The sequence below is a fragment of the Mycoplasma sp. CSL10166 genome (assembly GCF_017116885.1).
GTDB lineage: Bacteria > Bacillota_I > Bacilli_A > Mycoplasmatales > Metamycoplasmataceae > Mycoplasmopsis.
In genome coordinates, this window is sequence record NZ_JAFIRF010000001.1 from 63,537 (window position 1) to 86,829 (window position 23,293).

Annotated in this window: 16 protein-coding genes; 3 read left to right on the forward strand and 13 right to left on the reverse strand. The window is 24.6% G+C overall.

All coding sequences use genetic code 4. The features are described 5' to 3' along the window. Positions 1-34: 34 nt before the first annotated feature. The 4 genes from JXZ93_RS00220 to JXZ93_RS00235 all read right to left on the reverse strand — a co-directional run bounded on the left by JXZ93_RS00220 (position 35) and on the right by JXZ93_RS00235 (position 7,950). A complete protein-coding gene (locus tag JXZ93_RS00220) occupies positions 35-1,411 on the reverse strand; it encodes a ribonuclease III family protein (protein ID WP_205852391.1) in 1,377 nt (458 codons plus the stop codon). Positions 1,412-1,536: 125 nt separating this feature from the next. Continuing rightward, complete coding sequence (locus tag JXZ93_RS03530; RefSeq protein ID WP_205852392.1) at positions 1,537-3,417, reverse strand: DEAD/DEAH box helicase; 1,881 nt, start codon at positions 3,415-3,417, stop codon at positions 1,537-1,539. After that, complete coding sequence (locus JXZ93_RS00230) at positions 3,410-4,654, reverse strand: hypothetical protein (protein ID WP_205852393.1); 1,245 nt, start codon at positions 4,652-4,654, stop codon at positions 3,410-3,412. The genes JXZ93_RS03530 and JXZ93_RS00230 overlap by 8 nt, the downstream gene beginning before the upstream one ends. 11 nt (positions 4,655-4,665) lie before the next feature. Beyond that, positions 4,666-7,950 carry a hypothetical protein gene (locus tag JXZ93_RS00235; RefSeq protein ID WP_205852394.1) on the reverse strand — a complete coding sequence of 1,095 codons (3,285 nt, stop codon included), beginning with the start codon at positions 7,948-7,950 and terminating at the stop codon, positions 4,666-4,668. Positions 7,951-8,116: 166 nt separating this feature from the next. Here JXZ93_RS00235 and JXZ93_RS00240 point away from each other — a divergent pair, with 166 nt between their 5' ends. From JXZ93_RS00240 to JXZ93_RS00250, 3 genes are all read left to right on the forward strand, one after another. Beyond that, on the forward strand, positions 8,117-10,006 hold the full coding sequence (locus JXZ93_RS00240; protein WP_205852395.1) for an MIP family Ig-specific serine endopeptidase: 1,890 nt from the start codon (positions 8,117-8,119) through the stop codon (positions 10,004-10,006). A gap of 250 nt (positions 10,007-10,256) precedes the next feature. Continuing rightward, on the forward strand, positions 10,257-10,988 hold the full coding sequence (locus JXZ93_RS00245) for an MAG0920 family protein (protein WP_205852154.1): 732 nt from the start codon (positions 10,257-10,259) through the stop codon (positions 10,986-10,988). 276 nt (positions 10,989-11,264) lie between these two features. After that, positions 11,265-11,699, forward strand: a complete 435-nt coding sequence (locus JXZ93_RS00250; protein ID WP_205852396.1) for a hypothetical protein — start codon at positions 11,265-11,267, stop codon at positions 11,697-11,699. Between the two features lie 29 nt (positions 11,700-11,728). Here JXZ93_RS00250 and JXZ93_RS04035 read toward each other — a convergent pair whose 3' ends face one another. The 9 genes from JXZ93_RS04035 to ileS form a co-directional block, all read right to left on the reverse strand. Then, positions 11,729-12,655: a bifunctional oligoribonuclease/PAP phosphatase NrnA gene (locus JXZ93_RS04035; RefSeq protein WP_205852397.1), complete on the reverse strand. Its 927-nt coding sequence runs from the start codon at positions 12,653-12,655 to the stop codon at positions 11,729-11,731. Further along, positions 12,645-14,801 (reverse strand): ABC transporter permease, encoded by a 2,157-nt coding sequence (locus JXZ93_RS00260; RefSeq protein WP_205852398.1) that lies wholly within the window; start codon positions 14,799-14,801, stop codon positions 12,645-12,647. Before JXZ93_RS00260 ends, JXZ93_RS04035 begins: the two co-directional genes overlap by 11 nt. After that, positions 14,801-15,676, reverse strand: a complete 876-nt coding sequence (phnC, locus tag JXZ93_RS00265; protein WP_205852399.1) for a phosphonate ABC transporter ATP-binding protein — start codon at positions 15,674-15,676, stop codon at positions 14,801-14,803. Before phnC ends, JXZ93_RS00260 begins: the two co-directional genes overlap by 1 nt. Positions 15,677-15,683: 7 nt before the next feature. Beyond that, positions 15,684-16,988, reverse strand: a complete 1,305-nt coding sequence (locus JXZ93_RS00270; RefSeq protein ID WP_205852400.1) for a PhnD/SsuA/transferrin family substrate-binding protein — start codon at positions 16,986-16,988, stop codon at positions 15,684-15,686. Positions 16,989-17,288: 300 nt separating this feature from the next. Further along, positions 17,289-17,912 carry a hypothetical protein gene (locus tag JXZ93_RS00275; protein ID WP_205852401.1) on the reverse strand — a complete coding sequence of 208 codons (624 nt, stop codon included), beginning with the start codon at positions 17,910-17,912 and terminating at the stop codon, positions 17,289-17,291. Between the two features lie 117 nt (positions 17,913-18,029). Then, entirely contained in the window at positions 18,030-18,743 is a 714-nt protein-coding gene (gene prmC / locus JXZ93_RS00280) for a peptide chain release factor N(5)-glutamine methyltransferase (protein ID WP_205852402.1), read from the reverse strand. Beyond that, positions 18,743-19,822 (reverse strand): peptide chain release factor 1, encoded by a 1,080-nt coding sequence (gene prfA / locus JXZ93_RS00285; RefSeq protein WP_205852147.1) that lies wholly within the window; start codon positions 19,820-19,822, stop codon positions 18,743-18,745. The genes prmC and prfA overlap by 1 nt, the downstream gene beginning before the upstream one ends. A 108-nt stretch (positions 19,823-19,930) precedes the next feature. Further along, a complete protein-coding gene (locus JXZ93_RS00290; protein ID WP_205852146.1) occupies positions 19,931-20,563 on the reverse strand; it encodes a signal peptidase II in 633 nt (210 codons plus the stop codon). Then, positions 20,547-23,252 carry an isoleucine--tRNA ligase gene (gene ileS, locus JXZ93_RS00295; RefSeq protein ID WP_205852403.1) on the reverse strand — a complete coding sequence of 902 codons (2,706 nt, stop codon included), beginning with the start codon at positions 23,250-23,252 and terminating at the stop codon, positions 20,547-20,549. Before ileS ends, JXZ93_RS00290 begins: the two co-directional genes overlap by 17 nt. Between the last annotated feature and the right edge of the window lie 41 nt (positions 23,253-23,293).

Sequence of the window (23,293 nt, forward strand, 5' to 3'; positions counted from 1 at the left end):
TAAATAGTCTAGAGTAGTTTCGTATTTTTTTCAACTATTTATCTTTGAATTTGTTATTAATTGCTAAATGCAATTGATTAGAAAGTGAATTTAACGCTTTTGTACGATTGTTTGATTCAATTTTTTTAGTCATTGTTTCAGAATTATTTTTAAATAGCAGCGAAACGTTTAATTCAACCTTATCTTTTGATATTTGTTTTTCAGTGATATCAGTAATTTCGATTTTATATTTCTCAAATTTATTTTTTAAGCTAGCAAAAGGTCTTGATTCCTTTTCGTAAGCGACTATTTTTGATGCTAAATCATCGGTTTTTTTATTTTTTGCTTTTGGTTTATCTATATTTTTAATATAGTTAGCAATATAATTTTTAACTTCAGATTTTAACTTATCTTTTTTAGGTGCAGAAACTTTAAAGTCATGGTTAGTGTTTTGGTTATTAAGTTTCAATTTACCTACAAAAAATCAAGTTGTAATGCCGCTTTGCTTGCTTTCAAATTTAAATGTTAGTGATTCGACTTTACTTAAATCGTCTTTATTTACATACTTTTCTAAATCTTTTTTAGAAGGAGTATTTAAATTATTCTCATAATCACTTAAACGGCTAGTAGATCATTTATCTAATTTTACAATTACATCGTTAATCGAATCTTTTTTCTTTGACTTTTTAGACTTAAATTCAACTAAATTACTATTGTTTAACTTATCTTTAACAGATATTATACTTTCTCAATTATTGTTTGAACCTTCCTTAACAAGTTGAGAAAGTGTATTTGTAACATCAATAATATTTAATTTTATTAGTTTATCAATATTACTTTTTTCTGTTGGAATTTTGAATGCTACTTTATTTTGTTTAGAAATTGCAACTTCTTTACTATTTTTAACTGTATTATTAATAATATTTTCGTCACTTTTTCCAGAAGATTCACCAATTTGTAGTAGTCTAATTACAACATCACGAGTAATATTAAAATCATAATTTGAGTCTATATATACAGCTCCAATGATTGCTTCAATAATATCAGCATTTTCTTTAGAGCTATCGTCCTCGTCATTTGCTCGACTAGAATGCTTTAATTCATTAATGTTAATTGTTTTTGCGATTATTTTTAAATGATCATTTTTAAAGTAACTTTGTGATTCATCGTTTATTTTACCTAAATCAACCTCAATGTCTAAGCTAGGGATGTCTTTTTTCTTATATTTACCAATCAAATATTCTTTGACAACTAAATTTAGAACAGGATCCCCTAAAAACTCAAGGTATTCATTATTTACGGTTTTTAAACCGTTTTCTAAACTTCCACCATTACTATTTGTATTTGAGTATCCTTTTGTAATTAAGGCCTGATGTAGCAAAAGTGGATTTTTGAATTTGTACTTTAATATATTATTTTGTAGTTTAATCATATTTATCTCCTTTATTTTTGTTAAATAGGCTTAAAATATGCGAAACTACTCATTAATATTTTATAATAAATAATTAAATTTAATTAAATTTATTTTAATAAAAAAAGCAAACAAAATGAATGCTTTTATTTTAAATCTTCTAATATTTTTAAAATATCATCCGAAGAACTAAAGGTTTGAGTTTCTAAGTGTTGGGATTCTACTGCCTCGTTCATTATTTCTTCTTTTTGCAACAATCTTTTATATATTTTTTCTATTAAATTGTATTTTAAATTTCCTAAATTGTAGTTTTGAGAAATGAAATGATATTGAGTATACTCATCATTAGTTAATCCTAGTCTATGAATTCTATTTTTTGATTGCAAATAATGCACTAAATTATAACTAAGATCATAGTATATTGCATCATGAGAAATTTTGTGAAATGATACAGATTCAGCCAAAGTGTGTGGATTTGTAACTATAACATCATATCGACCTTCTTTGAAACCTTTAATATATAAAGTTCTTTGTTGATCTTCCACTTCGCCATGAATTTTGACAGTTTTAATATTATTTTGGTTTAAAAAATCATAAATAGTATTTATTGTATCTTTAAAAATACATCAAACAATAACTTTTTTTCTTTCAAATACTAAAGATCTTACTAATTCGAACATTTTTTTAAATTTCGAAGAAAAATAGATGTTTTCTACCAATTCTTTTGAAATGATATTAAAATTTAGCATTTCGTTTTTACTTAATTCCAATGAATCTAAAATATCATCATCTTCTATTGTTTTTGCTAGCATTTTAGGATTAGACTCTAATTGCATAAATCTAATAAGTTTTTCTGGGCCATTTTTAATATTTTTATTTATTTCTTTAAAAATTAATATTTCGTCTGGAGTAGCTTCTACTTCAATAAATTTATCTTTTAATGGCGGTAATATTTTCAAATCTTTTTTTGATGTTCTTATGAAGAAAGGGTATAAATCTTGATTTACTATTTTCATTTTTGAAATATTATTGTTTTCGGATATTTTTTCTAATTCTTCAACGGAATAAGGAAAAAAATCTTTTAATTCTTTTGAAAACATCATTTTTGCACTAACAAAAATATCTTTATAAGTATTAGGCAACGGTGTTCCTGTAAGTTGTATTATTCCACAGTTTTGATTACCTAAAATAATTTTTATTCACTCTTGAGATCTAACGCCATCTGGATTCTTAATTTTATGTACCTCGTCAAATATCACGAAAGTTTTTTTATTTATAACTTTATTTGCGTGCTCTTTAAAATTAAATACTTTTTCATAATTCAATAATATTAAATTTTTATTTCAAAAATTTTGCACTTTACTTTTCGTACCTTCATAAATATATTCTTTTAATTCTATGTTGTTGCCAAAAGTATTTTTTCATTCATTGATCCAAGACTCAAAGGAGTTTTTAGGAGCAATAACTATAATTTTCTCTGCTATTCCTTTGTCAAAAAGAGCTGAAAATATGGCTAGTGTAGAGGAAGTTTTTCCGGCACCAGGAACAGAATAGTTTAGTGAATTTTTCATTATAAAACCAAAAAAACTATTTAATAATTGTTTTGGTTTTAATTCTCTAATTAAATATTTTTTTATGATAATTTTAAAGTTATTAAATTCATCTAATAACAAATCTGAAAAATTATTATTTTTTATATCTATTCCCACATTTTTTCTTTTTGTAATAATCGATTTTTCTTGTTCTAAAGTTTTCTCTATACTTTTATCTATTTCAAAAGTATAGTTTATATCAGTACAAGATTTTTTTATATTTTCTATTAAATTTTCTATTTCATTATTTGAGAAGTTTTCTTTTACAACTATATAATTTTCATCTAATGAAGAAAGGCCTCAATCAAAAAACTTTTTTAAGAATTTTCTTTTATAAGTCTTAGAATTAGTAAAATGATTAATGTTTCCGTTTGTTCTTACTATTTTGTATAAATTATTTTTTATTTCTAAGGTTGTTAATGTTAATTTATTCATTTATTTCTTTTAACATTTCTTTTAATTTAGTAGATTTTTTTATAAGTACTTCAATCGGTTTTATTAATTCATTTATTTTATCAAAATCTAATTTAGAAATAATTTCATTATCTATTTCGTCTATTTTTTCGATTGCATTAACGATTAATTTTAAAGGAGCGTTTTCTGCTTCTTTTAAACTTATTTGCTCTATTAGTTTTTCAGGTAATTGTTTAACTTTTTCAGATTCATTGCTATTTGCAATTTCACCTAAAAAACTATCTAAATCTTTAATGTTGTGATTTTCATCCACATAATTATCTAACGTATCCAAAACGTAATCAACGATACCCTGTTCTTCTCTAATAAGTTTATTTCCAAATTCTTTATTTTGAATTATTTTAGTTATTTTACGTATAAATCTAGTTTTATCTCCGCTTTGAACAAGTAGTAAATTTGAAAATAAAATATTTTTTAAATCATTTATTTGATCTTCAGAATATTCTTGTTTTTGGGCATTCTTAATTATTTTTACAGATTCTAAAATTGGATCATGTAAAGAATTTTCACGTGCTATATAATATTTATTTTTAGCACCTATAAATTCTAAAAATTCAATTAAAAATTCAGATTGTTCAATTTTTTCTTTTATTTTTTTAACACTCTCTCTTGTTGCCTCTGCATATTCCTCTATTGTAACAGTTTGTTTTAAAACTATATCGTTATATGCCCCTATCATTGATTCAATTGGATTGTAAGAAACTTTTTCGTCAGTACCTATTTGAATATTTAGTTCAAGCAATTTTATTTTCTTGCTATTATTTTCATAATTTAAATCTAAAATAACGGCTTTAAATTTATATTTATTAGGTAATGAACTGTTTTCTTTTTGTAACATTCTTAGGCATGTTAATCTACGGTTACCGTCTATAACTCTACCGTCGTTTAAAACAACACCGGCTTCAATTTGCCCTAATAGTTGAATATTTTGCTTGGTTCTGTTTAATGCCATTTGGTTACTTTCGAAAATTCATTTTTCAAAAAGATTATTATATTTTTCAAAATCTTTTTTTCTATATTCTTCTAATGGATAATCTGTTTCTTGTGAAGACCAAGTAATTATTCTATCATTTTTATCGTTATAAAATAATGGCTCAAGTTCAATTTCATAAACTGGGAAATTATTTACTCTACCGTCTATTACAATATTTTTTGTTTCATTTGTTTTTCTTATGTATTTACTTTCTAATAAATTCATAAATTCTCCTTTTATTTTTTTAATTTATCGTAAAAAATGTTTTTTGACATATAAATAATATCTGAAATATCGTTTATATAATATCCTAAATCTTTTAATATTTCTTTTATTTTATATTCGTCTAGATTATAAAGTTTGTAGTTTTCCTTTATAACTTCGATAAAGTCATCAAACAGAATATGTTGTATTTGCTTATTTCAAAAATATTTATTTATAGTATCTTCTATAAAATTGTTAAATGATAAGAAAGGACTATTTTTATTTGATTTTTTTAAAAATATTTTTTGTTTTTTGGATATTGAAGATATCTTGTTGCTTTGAGAAAGCAAATTTTCGTAGAAAATATCTTCAAAACCTAAATTAAATAATTTGTCTGAAAACCCATTTTCATTTAATGATTGAATTGTAAAATAGTCATTTTTAACAAAATTATAAACATTATTTACAAAATTTTTTATATCTTCTATAGTAACTAAACCGTTTTTTGTTAGTTTTTCAATAGAAATCCAATAGTTATTGTTTATAGGGAATATTTTATTTGTTTGTTTTAATATGGTTATTGTATTATTTGCTTGTCTATCTTTTCAAAAATTATCCTTATCAAAAACTGCTATATCATCTGGAATTTTTATATAATTTTTACCTTTTAAATAAACATTAAAAATTGCGTCTGCAAAATTTGGAAATTTTGAGCTGTAAAAATAATTGTCATTCCTTTTAAATTCTAATTTTTCTAGTGTGTAGATAGGTATAAAATTAATATTATTATCTAAAGATTTAGAGATTATTTTATAAAAATCATTTGTTTTATAAATTTCATTAACTAAATTTGATTTAATTTTTTGAATATCATCATCACTAATGAAATTATCAGGATTATCTATTGATAATATGTTATCTTTTGTAATAAATTCTTTTATATGAATAAAACTGTTAGATGTAAAACTTTCTTTATTAAATCCATAATATTTAGAATATTTTTCTTGAAAGTCGTTTTTATGAATGGGTGAAAATTCATTTAAAAAATTAATTATTTGCTCTTTATGATTTTCCATATTAAATTTAATTATTGGAGACCTTGAAAAATTAATTTTTTCTATTAAATAATTTTTTTCAAATAATTTTCTCAAAAGAGCATGTAATTCATATTCATCATTGATATCATAGTCGTTCATTAAATCTAAATTATTATCAAAGATTAATTTTGTTGAAAAAATGCTATTTTCATATTGTTGAATATTAATTATTTCAAGAAAAGTAGCAAAGTCAAATGAATTAAACGGATAATATCTAAACATTTTTCCTCTAGAGTAAATTACATTATCTAATCTAGTTAATATCGCTTCAACTGGCCTAGAATTTTCTAAAAATAAATTATTATCTATTTTGTTATTTTCAATAAAAAGTTTATATTTATTAAATATTTCATCTACTCTTGTTAATGATTGAAACTCTTTTTTTATTATATATTCTAAAATATTAGATTTTTTTAATGATATTCAATCATTGTCTATCTTTAACCTTTTTCTTTCGTTTAATAATATGATTTTAATAATTTTTATATTTTCCTTAGGTATTTTTTCGTCAAATAAGGCATTTTCTAAGGGTGTTTTACCTTTTCTATAAAATAAATATAAATAATTTGATTCTATTTCTGAGGCATTAAAATATTTTTTAATTTCATTTATTGAAATATCATATTCTTCATAAATATATGAAAACCTATCCTCTAGGAAATGAGTATTTAAATTTAATATTTTATTTTTAATAGTTTCTCTTAGAAAAAGGTTTTCACCGGAAATATCTTTTGAATTTATTATTTTGCTATAATTTTCTATTTGCTTATCGAAGTCAAAAGAATTGATGCTTTCGTGTTTATATAATCACAAATCGTTTTTTCTACGTATATTTTCATTTAATGATAATTTATCTACAACTCTTTGCAATGATTCGTTTTTAAAGACAATATTTTCAAATAGTTCGTCAGTTGTTTTATATTTGTTTGATTTTTTGAGTAAATTAATAATATATTCTTGGTAAATGGGTAAATAATTATAAGTTTCTATATTTGAAGTCATTTTTTCAAAAACATTGTTCAATAATTCTTTAAGATAAATTATTTCCCCATAAAAAAGATTTTTAAACATATTTTTATAAACTTTTCTAATTTCAATTAATTGAAAAATATCGTCTTTTTCAATTAATTTTACCCCATTTATAAAAGAGTTTACTTTACTCATTTTAGACGGAGTTAGTGCGATGTTATTTTTAAAATCGTATATATCAGATATTTTTTTAAAATTATTTGTATTTATTATTTTTTCAATAAAACTGTTCTTCTCGATTATTGAGTCTAAATTTAAGTTAAAATACTTTTTATTTTTAAGTTCGAAAAAATCCTCGTCGCTTATAATATCGTTTTTATAATAATAAGAATAATTAGATCGTTCTAGAACGTAATTTTTTATTTTTTTATAATTTACGGACCTCATTTTTTCGATATGTTTATCGCTAAATTTGTGATCAATTAACTTTTTAATTGTTAGTATATTATTTTTTAATATTGGTTTTGAAATTTCGTAGTTAATATCAATGCTTCCGAACCATTCTTTATATATATTTAAAGCAATTTCAAATGTATTATATTCGTTGTTTATGTTTTCTTCTTTGTGCTCATTTTCCGCATTTTTTGTTATTAAAGTTTCTTTAAGGTTAGTTTTTTCTATAAATTGTTCTTTATTTTTTAAAATATAATCTATAAATTTTTCGTTGTAAGTAATTTTATTTTCGCTAAAAGTATTTTCGCTTATATAGTTTTTCAATAAAATTCTAATATTTTCTAAGTCGCTTTTAGTAAATTTAGTTTGTTCTTCATAAATTTTATTTAACAAAATAATTTCCTCTTTATTAAAATCTTCAGACTTAAACATTGATTCATATAATTCATATAAAGATTTTATATAATTTAGTTTAATTATTTCTTTATATTTTTCGTCCTTATAAATAAAAAAATCTGAAGAATAATTAAAAAGATTTTCTTCATATTTTTTAGTTCTAAAAAAGACTATATTATCAAAATCATTTATTATATAATTTTGCTTAGTAAATTTTATTATTTTAATTATGTAATCCGCTTGCTTTTGGTCAAAATTATCAATTATAAATTGATCATTTAATGATGATAATTCAAATAATGTAATTATATTCATTTTCACTAATTTTACTTTTAAAGATTCTTCTAAGTAATGTATATCTTCTATTTTTTTAAAAATATTAAAAAAGTGTTTTATATTCATATTTTTATTTTACAATATTTTATTTAATATTTAGTTTAATGTGAAAAAACATTTTTTATGTCTGTTTTTATGTCTAAAAAATATTTTTTCACTTTTTATTAAAATTTATATATAAGTATATAATTTCAAATATTGATTAAATATTCATAATAAGGACGGTACTAAAATGAAAAAGAAAATATTATTATCAATGATATCGACAGTGATTCTACCTACAATTGCGGTGGTTTCTTGTTCACAAAATAAATATAATTCTCCAAAAAAAGAAGAGAATAAAAAAGATATTAAAAATAATGATAACTTAGCTAAAACAGAATCACAAAATAATAAAACTAATAGTGATACTACACCAAATAAAAATGAAAATGTGGCGGATTCAACGAACTCAAACGCCAATGCTCAAGACCAAAGTAATGTTGCAAATACACAAACTAATGAAAAAACAACTAATCCCGAAAACACAGGTGAAAATCAATCAAATAGTAATGCTAATGAAGTTGGAGGGAGTGGAGCACAAAATCAACCTTCGAAACCGAATCCTGAAATGCCTTTTATACCTGATGCTGATTTTTTCAATAATTTAAGAAAAAGAGATCAACAATATTCAATGGATGTAAATAAGTTTACAAAACCTAGCGAAAAAGACATTTATAAAGAAATATATGACCGTACATTTGCGATTAAATTTGGTGTAAATTTAGGCACTGACGATAGTTCGTTTTTAGCAACTTCAGGTGGTACTGCTTGATTGCTTGATTATCATAAACAAGATGAAAACAAATACAAGTTGTTCTTAGCTACTAATTTACATGTTATCGGTATGTTATCTAATACTTTAGAAGAAAGTGTTGCAAAGCAATTAAATTACGATGACGAAAGAGGTTTTAAGGCTAATTCTATTTCGATTGGAAAAAGTAGTGAATATATAACTGATTTTGAAGCTAAAAATAATAACTTTAATTATGCAGGTGAAGAACGTTATAGAACAAATTGATTAACAAATAATGAATTATTCACAAACAGAGAAAGAAGCGATAATGATGCTTCCAGAACACAAATGGCTAATGATGGTGCTATTTCAAAACCTAAATTAATTTTTGCAGGTTATGATTTCATAGATCATAAATATATCGATAAATATCAAGAGGATGCAAAAAGAAAAACAAAAGAAGAATTTGATAGACAAAAACGAGAAACATCGCAAGATGAAACAGATAAAAATACTAATCTTTGAGCACTTAATAATACATTACAAAATGATAGATATATACCTTTTTACACTGACTTTGCTGTTTTTGAAATAGATGTAGATTTTTCAAAAATGGATGATACTCATTCGAAATGATTTAAAGATGCAATTGATGCTTTAAATAAATACATCAAAAGAAATAAAGATAATACAACACCTAACCAAGACAAGTCCGTTTCGACATACACACTTACAACTGATTACATAAGTGCAATGCAAAATTCCGGAGAAAACTTAACCAATGCAAAAGATATTTATATCGGTGGATATCCAGCTTTAGGTTCATCTTCATCAGCTTGAAGTCGTAATAATCCAACAGAGAGAAACAGTGGCGAAAATTGATATACAGGTACTTCAAAAAATTCAGAAACTTTTGGATTACCGGCTAGAGCTTATGAAGAAAAAATGACAAATAATAATTTTTCTCCATATACAGAAATATTCGGTAAAACATTAGCTGATTTTTATGGATTTACACAAAGAATTAACTTTTCATCATTATATTATGGAGCATCAGGTTCAGTTGTTTATAATGAATTTGGACAAATTATTGGAGCATATAGCGGTGTAAGTAGTAATGTAGAATATGGTGATTTAAGTAAATCGGGTTCATTTACACCTTTATTATTATCAAATGATTATACATTCAATAACGATACTATTAAGGCATATAACTTGATTGACGGAAGTGATAAAACTAAATATTCTGCTCAAACCGCTTCATATCGTGAAAACTTAAGAAAAATTTATCCAAATGGATTTGGAGATAATAAAAAAGATACTGCAATATTTACAAAAGGATATTAAAATAAAAAAAGCATATATTAAGTGATAAGATCTTAATTTTGCTTTTTAATATAATTGTATTTAGAAATTTAACAACTCAAAATATAAATTTTAAATTTGAATTATTGTTGAAACAATAATTCAACTTTTTTATATTTATTTGTATTTTTTGACTTAAATTCAATAAAAATGACAAAAATATATTTTTAATTTTAAATTTATTATTATTAAATATAATTTTCAATCATATAAAATAAATAAAAAGGAGAAAATGACAAATTTAGTATTAGTTTTTGCTTTTTTGTTAATACCAATGTCTTTATTATTAATAATGGTAAATAATACAAAGTGAAATTTTAAAATGTATATTGTATTACTTGACAGTATGCTTAAAAAATTAAAGAACAATAATTTAAAGATAAATGATAAACAATTAAAGAGAATTTTAAAAACATTAACTGTTTTGGTTTCTTGATTATTTGTGATTAGTTTATTTGGTGTTGCGTCTGTAGTTATTAATGTTATAACAATTATTTCTAAAACAAGCAATTTTATTGCGTTAATACCTTATTTACCATTAGTTTTATTATTTATACCACCAGTAATATTTTTATTTTTATTTGTAAGAGTATTAGTAATTCTTATTAAATTTAAGAAACTAAATAATAATAAAGATGTTTTATTAGAAGAAAAGCTTGACGTAAATAAAAGCAACTTAGAATTTAAAAATATTTTTAAATCTAGACGAATGATATATTCATATAAATTATCTGCACAAATTTTTATGTTTTGAAGCAATAAAATAATTAATGTACGTAAATTTGATATGGATAGATTTTTAAAGAATATAAATAATAAAGAAGAATTTGAATATATTACATATTTATTATTGTTTTCTGGTTCAAACCACATCCTTGATAACCAAAACAATTCTTTAAGCGATGAAGAAATTATTAAAATTTGAAATAATTTAGATGATGTTTATTCAAATTTTAATAAGTAAAAGGAAATAAAAAACATGGATAGTATATATTTATTCATTATAATTTTTTTAGCAAACCTTACTTATGTTAGTTTTTGTTTTAGAATACCATTTTTAAATGTTAAATTTTTTTATTCTGTATTTAATTCATTGTTTGTTAATTCGAAAAATAAAAATTTAAAAATTAATCAGCAAATTGAAAAAATAATTAAAAGAAAAATAAGAAATTTCTTAATTTACACTTCTTTCCTAACGATTTTGTCAATTGTTTTAATTCCTCTAATTATTTTTTATTCAATGAATGAAACTATTGAAGTTTCAAGAAAATGAGGAATAATTTGGGTTGTTTTAGGTATAATCACTCTTATTCCTATTTTATATTTTAATATTCTTTGAATCAAAACTTTTTCTAATTATCTTAAATATAAAAAGATTAATTTAAGTAAATTTACATTGGAAGAAGAAGTTAAAATCGAACCACAAAAAATAAATGAAAAAATTTTTAGAGTAAGAGAACTTTTAATAACTATTAATAATAAAAATAATGAAGTTGAATCGACATTAGCTTCGATATTTAATATAACTAAAAAACAGAAGCAATTTGATTTTTACTTTTATTTATTACTTTTCCCAGGTAATAATCATATTTCATTAAATGATAATACTTTCAGCATTGAACAAATAATAAATTATTGAAATAATAGAGAAAATATTTTTAATGAATTGTTATAAAATAAAAGCCGCTTTTAAACGGCTTTTTATTATGCTGTTATTAAATTATTAATATAATTTATAACTTTGTCAATTTCATCTTTATTTTTAATTATAAACCCACTTGAATTGTGGTGACCTCCACCACCGAATTTTCTTGCAATTATTGAAACATCAAAGGATCCGTTTGATCTAATTTCAACTCTATAATCACCTTGCTCTCTTTTCAAAAAAGCAATTGTAATATCTGTGTTTGAAATTTCAACAAATTTAGCGACTAAAGGTCTTACTATATCGTTAGTTATTATATCGTTTGATACTGTATATGTTACATTTTCGACAACCTTTTTATTATTACATACCTTTCAAATAGTATTTAATTCTTCGTTATTAAGTTGCATTTTAATTAGTAAGGAAGAGTAGTTTAAATTATGTTCAAATAGCACTTTCATAGCTTCAAAAGTTTCGGAGGTTATATTTCTTTCTTTAAAAAATTCGGTATCGGTTAAAATTGCAACTGCCGCACCTTCAAGTGATAAATTATTAGTTTTAAGATTCAAATGTTTTATAAGCATTGCAATTAATTGTCCTGTGGCAGGTCAATTATCGCCACCTATTTCAAATAGTCATTCATTTTCAAATGGGTGATGATCTATTTTAATAGATTCTTGAGTTATAACTCTATGATCGTAAATTCTTGATTTTGTTGAAGTATCAACAACGATTTTAAGACTTTTGTTAAAGAATTCATTAGATACAAGATTCTCTTCTTCTTTTAATAAAAAACTTAAATTACGTGGGTAATCTTTACCTGATATTTTTACTTCTTTAATTTTTGTTGAATTAAGCAAAATTAATTCTTTTAATGCAACAGCACTGCCTAAGGTGTCACCATCAGGTTCTATATGAGTACATAAAGTTATATATTGTGCTTGAGATATTATTTCTCAAAATTTTTTAAGTTGTTTAACTAGCATGTTTTTTACTTTCAATTGATTTATTTTCAAAATATTTAGAACTAACTTTATCCGAAGATTGTAAAGATAATTTTAATCTTTTGCTTCACGCTCAAATTCTTAAGTTTTTATTTTCGTTTCAAACACTTAAAAAAGCTTCTTTTTTAAGTGTTCTTAATTCTTTTGAAATTAGACTAGATTGATTTAGTAATCTTCTTTTTAAGTCTATATATTCCCCTAATTTAATTTTATTTTCAAAGTAAAATTTGTTTTTCAATTGATTATTAAATTTAGCAATATTATATTTAGCAATTCTATTATCATAGACAAAAATTTCTTTATTTATTTTTGATAACGCTAGGGCTTTTACTAAAACGTTATTTCTAAAGTATTTTTTAAAATATGCATTTTCTTCTAAGAAATATCTGTTCATTATTTTCTTTCTAAGCATATTAGAAATTTGCTCAATTATTAATAATAATACAATTGTAAATATTAAATAAGAACTTAAAATGCTTCAATAACGTATATCTGCTGAATAAACTGTAATTTGATATCCGTAATCACAAGCTCCAACAGCTCCAATAATTACGGTGCTTTTAAAATTGATTTCAATTCTATATAAGAAGTTAGAAAGTGTTTGCGGTAATATTTCTTTAATTACTCCTATTTTAATTTTAGTTCATGTAGAAAGACCTAAACTTTCGAGGGATTGAAATACTTTATCATCTATTTTATCCACACTTTCATTTATTAATTTTGCAAGCATACCAATACTGTGAATAGCTAAAGCCAATGTTCCTGCTCATATGATTGAATCTTTTTGTCAAAGTAAAAATATTAATGCGTATGTAAATGGCGGAATTGCTCTTAATGTTATAATTATAAATTTGAAAAATAGAGAAACAAATTTTCCTGATATTTTTTTAGATGCTAGTATTCCGAAAAATAAACTAAACACTAACCCTATAACACTTGCTAAAATTGCAATAGCTAGTGCTTCTGTACCTAAAATAATAGGATTATCACCGCTATCCCATTTAAATACACTTAAATTTGGTGTGAATAAATTTTTAACACCTTCGTTAAAATATGCTAATCCTTCAGGTCCAGTTGTTCTAAATTCAATTGAAAATAATGATATTATAAACAATATAAAAATAATTATTGAAATAGTTATTTTTATATAAATATTTTTGGGCTTTTGTTTTTTAAGTTGTTCTAGTTTCTTCTTAAAATTTAAATTTTCATCAATAGTTGGATGTTTTGGAGAATATTCTAAAATTCATTTTTTCACTAAAAATGTAAACATTTCTAGCAAGATCATAAATGCTACAAGTATTCATATTGCAATTGATAAGTGTGCAAAGTTGTTTGGGACTGCATATTCATCAGCCATTAACTGACCTATTGTGGAAATTCCAATAATACTTAAAATTGCTGCAAAACGAACAACCATTTCGAAACTATAAAATCCATAACTAACAATTCTTTTTAACAAATATGGAAGAATAGATTTTTTAAATGCTATTCACTTAGTATTTCCTATCGCTTGTAAACCGTAATAACTAGACACATCATAAGTATCTAAATCTTCATATAGTCATTTTGCCATTAGTGAAGCAACAAAAATAGCTATGGAAAGAGTTGCAACTAATGATGGAGATAAAATAAAATAAATTATATAAGCATACACTATTGGCGGTATCGTTCTCATAATACTCATAAATGCACGCATTGGTACATAAATTCAAGGAGTTTTAATAAAATTTTTCGAACTTAAGAGCGCAATTGGAATACCTAAAAAAATACCTATTATTGTTCCTAAAATCGAGTAAGAAATAGTTTGTCAAAGTAATTTTAAGCTTTGGGTAGTAGTATCTGCAATTGTTATATCGGTTCTTGAACCTATAACTGCATTTGTATTAAATTTAAAAAAATTAGCTATTAATTTTAAAAAACTTTGGGAATTTTGAAAATCTGGTTTTATTTTGATAAATAATAAAATTATCGCAATTAAACTTATTGCAAATGTTAAATAAAAAAGTCAAGGAAATTTTTTAGTTACTTTTTGGCCGTTAATGTCGACGAATTTAGGTCTAAAATAATCATAAATTAACTGTATAAGTTTTTTAAATTTGAAGTTTTGCTTAAATGAGGTACTCATTATTTAAGGTCCTTAATTTTAAACATTATTTCTTCTTGAATTATTTTTCTCTTTCTCTTTGTTTCAAGAAATTGTTGTTGATCAAATTGCTCTAATTGTTCACCGTAAATATTTTTTAATACTTCTAAATTAACTTTATCTCAGCTTCCGTCAAATACCACTTTACCTTTTTTGATTCCTATTATTCTATCTGCATATTGAAGTGCTAAATCTACGTGGTGTAAATTTGCTAAAATAGTTATTTTGTCCATTTTGTTAACTAATAAAAAACCGTCCATAACAGATTTAGCCATAATAGGATCTAGTGCACCTACAGGTTCATCAGCTAAAATAATTTTAGGTTTTTGAGCTAGAGTTCTCGCTAGTGCAACACGTTGCATTTGCCCTCCACTTAAATCCTTAGCTCTATCATATGCGTTTTCTAAAATATTAACTCTTGCTAAACATTGATAGGCAAAATCAATATCATCTTTTGAATATCAACCTAAAAATGACCTTAAAGGATGCATTTGAGGAAGTCGAGCAGCGAGAACATTTTGTAAAACACTAATATTATCAATTAAGTTATATCCTTGAAAGACGATACCTACTTTTGTTCTAAACTCTCTTAAGTGTTTTCTTTTTAAGTTATTTACATTAAACGGTCCGACAGTTAATGTTCCTGAAGAAATTTCGTTTATTTTATTAACAGTTTTTAATAATGTTGTTTTACCTGCTCCAGATAATCCGATAATTGCAACGAATTCACCTTGGTTAATAGAAAGATTGACATTAGTCAATCCTTTTTTGCCGTTAGGATAAGTTTTATCTACATCTTGTCATTTAATGTTTCAATCACCACTTATCCAATTATTTTCACTTTTTTTTAATTTCATATTATAACTATTCACCTTTAAATGACTTAAATCCTGTAAAGTGTTTTTTAAATCATGCTTCAGGGAATATGTATGAACCTGATGAAGTTGTAGATGTATATGCAAATTTAATTAATCCTTTAACTTCATCTCATGGTAATGTTCAATTTGATCCTTGTGTTTCCAATGCGTTTTTAATTTTTAATGCTATTTCAGAGTCTTTTTTAGCCATAATGTATGAACGATAGTAACCAACTACCGGAAGATTACCATTTGCAGAATTTATTAAACTGTCAACTTTTGTTTTAAGTGCTTCGTTGTATCCATTTTCATTGTCGACTTTTTTTGGAGCATTTTCTATGTTTTGTGGAATGTATAATTTTTTTTCGTTTTGAGAATTAAATGTATTGTAACCATTTATCGCATCTACTAATATTTTTTCATCGGTAAAAGCAGGTGTTGTTGTGTTAGTAGTTGATTCGTATGGATCTATTATTTGTACGGATCTACCGGCCACTAAAATAAAGTTTGTTCCTTGTGCTTGTTCTGCTCATGAACCTGCTGGTAAAAATGCAACATCTATAGAACCTTCTCTTAATGCATTTGCGGCAGCATTATATTCTGTAGCTGTTGAAATTTCAATATTATATCCTTTATCGTTTAAGTATTTTTCTAATGCTTGAGAAGCTTTTCTAACTTCTGCAGGATCACTTGAAGGTATAAATTGAATTTTAAATTTGTTTGTTGAATTTTCTTTTCTTGTCACTACTCCATTATTTATATCAAAATAATCTGAACCTTCTATTAAAGGTGTTCCATAAGTGTTTACTTTTGTACCTTTTGTATCAATTATTATTTGTCCATTTTCATCAACCGATGAGTAATCATTGTGACTATATGTTGTAAAAACAAATTTTGTTTTTCCTGGGTTTTGAATGTCACTGATTTGCAATTGTGGATTACTTTTATCTCTAATTGCTGATTGTAAAATGATTTTAATTGCTTCTACATCACCTCTTTTTAAATTTGATCTAGCTTGTACACCATCGTTTGCTATAATTTCTGTTGCACCTACAGCAACTAAATTATTAGAGTTTTTAATCAAAACTCTTGTATCACCTCAACCAGCAGCTAATGTTGCAGTTCCTAAATCTAATTTTGTCATTTCATCAGAATAACCATTTGCTTTAATTAAATTAAATTCTGATTTTGAATTTTTATCGTTTTGTTTTGTTGAATTTGAACATGAAGCAACAAGAATAGGAAAAGTTCCCAATGTAGTTAATGTTGCTAATTTTAATGTTGTTATAAATAATTTTTTAGTTTTTTTCATTTTATTTTTGCGCCTTTATATTTTAATTCTAAGTTATTTAAGTGTGTATAATTTTAGAAATCGCCTTTATTAATTTAAAAAACGTAATACACTTTTAAGTTTAGCAACTAACTTTTAAATTAATAATAAATGCAAGGTTATAAAGAACTTTTTTATGTTTTTTATCTATTTAAATTTATTTTGGTAATTTAAATAATTATCATATATAATTAAAGTTAACCAACAATTCAAAAATGCAATTTAAAAAGTTTATTAAAAAATAAGTCTTATTATCTAATAGGTGTAATAAGACTTATTTTTTTAATCTAATGTAAATTCCTTTGTTAATTCTATTGTGTCTTGAATATATTGACCGCGTCTTTGGTCAGCTTTTCTTATATAATGTGACAATCAAAGTTTTAAGGTTATTGTGTTTCCGCTTTTTGAAATAATTACATCATCTTGAGATTTGTGTTCCCCATTTGAATTTGCTCTTAATGATGATTCTTCTTTTGTTGAACTATCATATGAGTTTTTAAATGTATAAATATTCTTATCTTGTTCTAAAATAACTTGTTTATCAGGATTATTATATGTTGGTTTATCATAGAATTTTTTACCAACTCTATCATAATATAATTTACTTTCGCCATCGTTTAAACCTTTTAAAAATTCTTTATTCGCTATGGTAATCGAATTCATGAAAGGCTCTCTATTTTTTTCAAAGCTAAATTCTTCTTCTGATTGTGTATTAGCACTTGCGTTTGCACTAGCTTCTGTTTCAATGATGCTATTTTTATCAGAAACTGTTATATTGGCATTGGTTTTTGTTTTGTTTTCTTCTTTTTCTTTTGATTCATTATTGTTATTTGTTGTAGAACATGCTACCGACGCTATTGTGGCAATAGGTAGAGCAAAAATTGAAAATAAGGTTTTAAATTTCATCGTGTATTATTTTATCCTTTCATTTTTTTGGTAGGTTTTTTATTATATCATGTTAAATATGTAAATTATAAAAAATATAATAAAAACCTAAAAGTACTTATCTATAGTATTTTTAGGTTAAAAAATTATCTTAACAAATCTATTTTTATTGCTTAAATCTTTAGTTATTTCTAATAGTTTGAATTTATTTTTAATTGAATTTCAAAATTCAATATGTAATGGATTTATTTCAAAAAGTAAAATTCCGTTTTTATTTAAATATTTTGGTGCTAGTTCTATAATTTTTTTGTAAAAAAATAAACCATTGTCGTCAGCAAATAAAGCATTATGTGGCTCGAAATCTAAAACAGATTTACTTAATTTTTCATCATTTCCTATGTAAGGAGGGTTAGAAACGATTATATCAAATTTACCTGTTATATTTTCAAATAGGTTTGAGTGCAAAATATTAACTTTTAAATTATTAATATTACTATTCAATTCTTGTGACTTAATTGCTTCACTTGATATATCTGAAAGTGTAACAGATATATCTTTATATTTATTTTTAATCGCTAAACCAATGAATCCAGAACCAGAACAAAGATCCAATACAGATTTAAATTGATTTAATTTTATTTCTTCGATAGCTAAATAAATTAATTCTTCTGTTTCATATCTAGGAATTAAAACATTATGTCTAATATCTATTTTAATATCTGCCATTTCAATATAGCCCATTATTTTTTGAATAGGCATACCGCTATTTAATTGTTCTAATTCAAAAGAAGATATTTCCTCTTTAAGTCCATATCTTCTTTTTTCTAATAATAAATCTTCTTTAGAAGGCATTAAATACCAGCTTCTTTTATTTTTTCGTTTTGTTCTTCGGTTAAGAGAGCATCGATTATTGAGTTAAGTTTTCCTTCCATAACAGAGTTAAGTGAAGTTGAGTAACCAATTCTATGATCGGTTACACGATCTTGTGGATAATTGTAAGTTCTTATTTTTTCAGATCTAGCTCCTGAACCAGCTAATTTACGATATCCAGATTCTTCTTCTTGTTTCTTCTTGAGCTCTAAATCATATAATTTAGATTTTAAAATACGCATTGCTATTTCTTTATTTTGGATTTGACTTTTACCTTCTTGACAAGAAACGATTATACCGCTTGCGAAGTGTGTAATTCTAACTGCAGAGTCGGTTGTGTTAACTGATTGTCCACCGTTACCACTTGAACGAAATACGTCTACTCTAATATCTTCAGCTCTTACTTCAATTTCTATATCATCATCAATTTCGGGCATAACAGTAACTGTAGAAGTAGATGTATGAACACGACCTTTTGTTTCTGTTACAGGAACACGTTGAACTCTATGTACACCACTTTCAAATTTTAATTTTGAGTAAGGCTTATCACCTTTAACGGAAAAAGTAACTAATGTAAACCCTCCGGCTTCTGCAACTGTAGCATCTAATAATGTTGTTTTCATATTATTTTGAGCACATCATTTTGAATACATTCTATATAAGTCACCAGCAAAGATATTGGCTTCATCTCCACCGGCAGCACCACGGATTTCTACAATAACATCTTTGTCATCATTTTCATCTTTAGGTAAAATAAGTATTTTAAGTTCTTCACTTAATTTTGACATATTTTCTTCCGCTTCAGCAATTTCCATTTTTGCTAATTGAATCATTTGATCATCTTTTTCGATTGAAAGTAATTCTTTAGCTTGTTTTAAGGTTTCCTCGTTGCTTAAGTATTTTTTGAAAGTTTCTACTATATCGTTTATTGAATTAATTTCTTTATTAATTTTATTGTATTTTTTAATATCAGAAATAACATCAGGGTTTAAAAGTGCTTTTTCTAACTCTTCATGTTTTTCTTTAATTTGCATTAGTGATTTGTACATTGTGTTTTCCATAGTATTTTAATTTTAACACAAAAAGCACTTTTTGTTATTAAAACGATTCTATTTAGAACTAAAAAAATATCAAAACATTTTAAAAGCTTTAATGTTTTGATATTTAAATTATTTAATGATTAATTTTTGGTTTTTGTTATTCTTTTCATTTTTATGTTCTAAGAAATTAATGAATAAAGAGTATATTATTGTTGAAATAATTCCGATAAAAATACATAAATCGGCAAAATTGAATGTCCCGCGGCTTTGTGCAAAAGGAGTATAAAATACATCTTTTACATATCCATTAAATATAAATCTATCCATTGCGTTTCCTATATCTCCGGCTAAAACCAAACCTAATAAGAAAGCTAAAACAAATCTTTGCTTTTGCCAAAAAAGAACAGATATTAAAACTAATATTGCAACTGCTATACCGATAAATTGTATTATAAAGGTATTTCTTGTGGTTAAAAAGGTTACTCCTCCGTGCCAAATGCTACGCACACCAATAATTTTATAATCCAATCATTGACTTGGGCTTTGATATATTTTTTCAGGAAGGAAATAATTATTTCCGTCTGTTATTAATCCTTCATTATTTAGTGTAAAAATATCACCGTGTTTAAATAATAAATTCTTTGTTAGTTGATCTATAGAAAAGAAAATAATAAACACTACAAATATAACTATATAACTAGCTAAAATTCTTTTTTTATTTTGATAAATTTTTTGTAGTGAATTTTTAATCTTCGAGTTCATCTAAAGGAAATTCCTTTACGATATTAGAACAACTTAAACAAATGTTATTGCTTTTATCGAAATCATTTTCCTCGAAGTGGTTTCAGCATCTTTCACATTTTAAAGATTCAAATGTTATTATCTGTGTTTCTTTTGTATTGTCAAAAGTTACTTTACCAACCATTAATAATGTTTTTAAATCTAGTGATTTAATTAAATCAGAATTAGTGTTTAAAATTAAATGTGCTTCATTTGAACGTTTAATTAGACCACTCTTAATTTCTTTTTCTATTAGGACATTAACTTCGTCACGTAATTCGAAAAATTCTTGATATTTTTCTAAAATAACATTATCGTACTTAAATTCATTATTGTTCATATATTCTGAAAGCATTAGTAAAGTTGGTTTATTCTTGCTATTAAAGAATGAAAAGGCTTCTTCTGATGTGGTTGGTAAAATAGGGGCAATTATGTGTACTAAGAATTCAGTTATTTCATAAAGATTAGTTAAAACCATAATTCTTTCAGGGTTATCAATTTTTTGAACATACAAAATATCTTTTGTTATTGTTAAATAAAAACTGGAAAGATCGACTATGTAGTTGTTTAATATTTTAATAACGTTGATAAATTTATATTCGTCATAAGCTTTAAAAATAGTTTCTTTAATATTTTCCAATTGATTTTTAATATACAAATGAATTCCTGTACGTTCTAGTTCTGAGTCGTATTCAAAATTATTTAAGTTACCTAATAAGAATTTAATTGTGTTTCTAATTCTACGGTAAATTTCGGTATTTTGATCTAGTATTTCATCGGAAATAGAAATATCGTTTGAGTATTCAGAATTAGCAACTCATAATCTCAAAATGTCTGCTCCACGTTTTTTAACTATATCAAGAGGGTTAATAACATTGCCTTTAGATTTAGACATTTTTTCACCTTTTTTATCAACAGTGAATCCATGTGAAACTATTTTTTTATAAGGCGCAAAACCGTTGAACGCCACAGAATTAATGATTGAAGAGTTAAATCAACCACGATATTGATCTGTACCTTCTAAATATAAATCATAAGGAGGTTTAATTCCGTTTTCATCATCAATATCTACAGCGATGCTTGAAACACCAGAATCGAATCATACATCCATTATATCCATTTCACGAGTAAAGCCTTTTCCACGATATTTTTCTGGTAATAATTCATCAGTTTCTTTTTCTCATCAAACATCTGTTCCAAATTGTGAAACAAGATTTATTACATAGTCAAAAATTTCTTCTTCAAATACAGGGTTTTTATCTTGATCGTAAAAGAAGATTAGCGGAACACCTCAAGTTCTTTGTCTCGAAATTGTTCAATCACCTCTATTTAAAATCATATTATAAAGTCTTTTGTGCGCTCATTCAGGATATGTAGTAACGTTATTTTCAATTTCTGAAAGTATTTTATCTCTTATTTTATCAATTGAAACAAATCATTGTGGTGTCCCACGATAAATTATTGGTTTGTGTGTTCTTCAATCGTGTGGATATGAGTGCTTAAAACGACTAAAATGTAATAAATCCGAACCTAAAAATTGACCAATTAATTTGTTGGCATCTTCGTAAAAAATATTATCAAATTGTGTATTTGTATTTTCGATATATCCTTTATCCGAAATATGCATTATCATATTTAAATTGTATTTTTTACCAATTAAATAGTCATCTTCACCAAACATAGGTGCAATGTGCACTATACCAGTACCAGATTCTGTTGTTACGTGGTGACCTAAAATTAAATGAGCTTCAACTTTTGTTATAGGTGTGTTATATAAAATTGAATGATTCTCAATTTCAGAACCAATGAATGTTTCTAAAATTTCATATCCTTCTCAATTTAACTTTGAAACAAATTCGTTTAATAATTCTTTAGCAACAATATAACGTTGGTCTTGATATGACAAAACATTATATTCTATTTTTTCACCTAAAGCAGCACCTGCATTTGCCAATAATGTTCATGGTGTTGTTGTTCAAATTATAATTTTATCATTTGGTTTAATTGATTTAAAAGTAGAACTAACGACATTGAAAGAAACATAAATAGAAGGTGAAACAACATCTTGGTATTCAACTTCTGATTCTGCTAAAGCACTTTGTGAACTTGGTGATCAATAGACAGGTTTAAGGCCTTTATAAATTAAACCATCGAAAACAAGCTTCTTCAATACTTCTAATTGTTTAACTTCATATTTTTTATCAAGTGTTATATATTTTTTATCATAGTTGGTAAACAATTGAAGTAATTCCAATTGTTTTAATTGTTTATCTACTTGTTTTAAAGCGTATTTAGCAGCTTTTTTTCTAATAATAATAGGACTTAGTTCATCTTTATTTAATTTTGCCTCTGTCAACATTTTGTGTTCTATTGGTAAACCATGAGTATCTCAACCAAAAACAAAAGGAGAATAAAAACCCCTAAGTGTTTTGTATCTTACTATTATGTCTTTTAAAATTTTATTTAAAGCGTGTCCAACATGGATATCTCCGTTTGCGTATGGAGGTCCATCATGTAAAATGAAGCGAGGATTGTTCTTGTTTTTTTCTAAAACTTTTTTATAAACTTCGCTTGTTGCTCAAAGTTCTCTAAATTTAGATTCTTTTTGAGTTAGGTTTGCTCTCATTTCAAAATCAGTTTTAGGCATGTTTAATGTTTTTTTATAATTCATATTTTCTCCACAAAGATTGTTTATAAATATTTTTAATTATA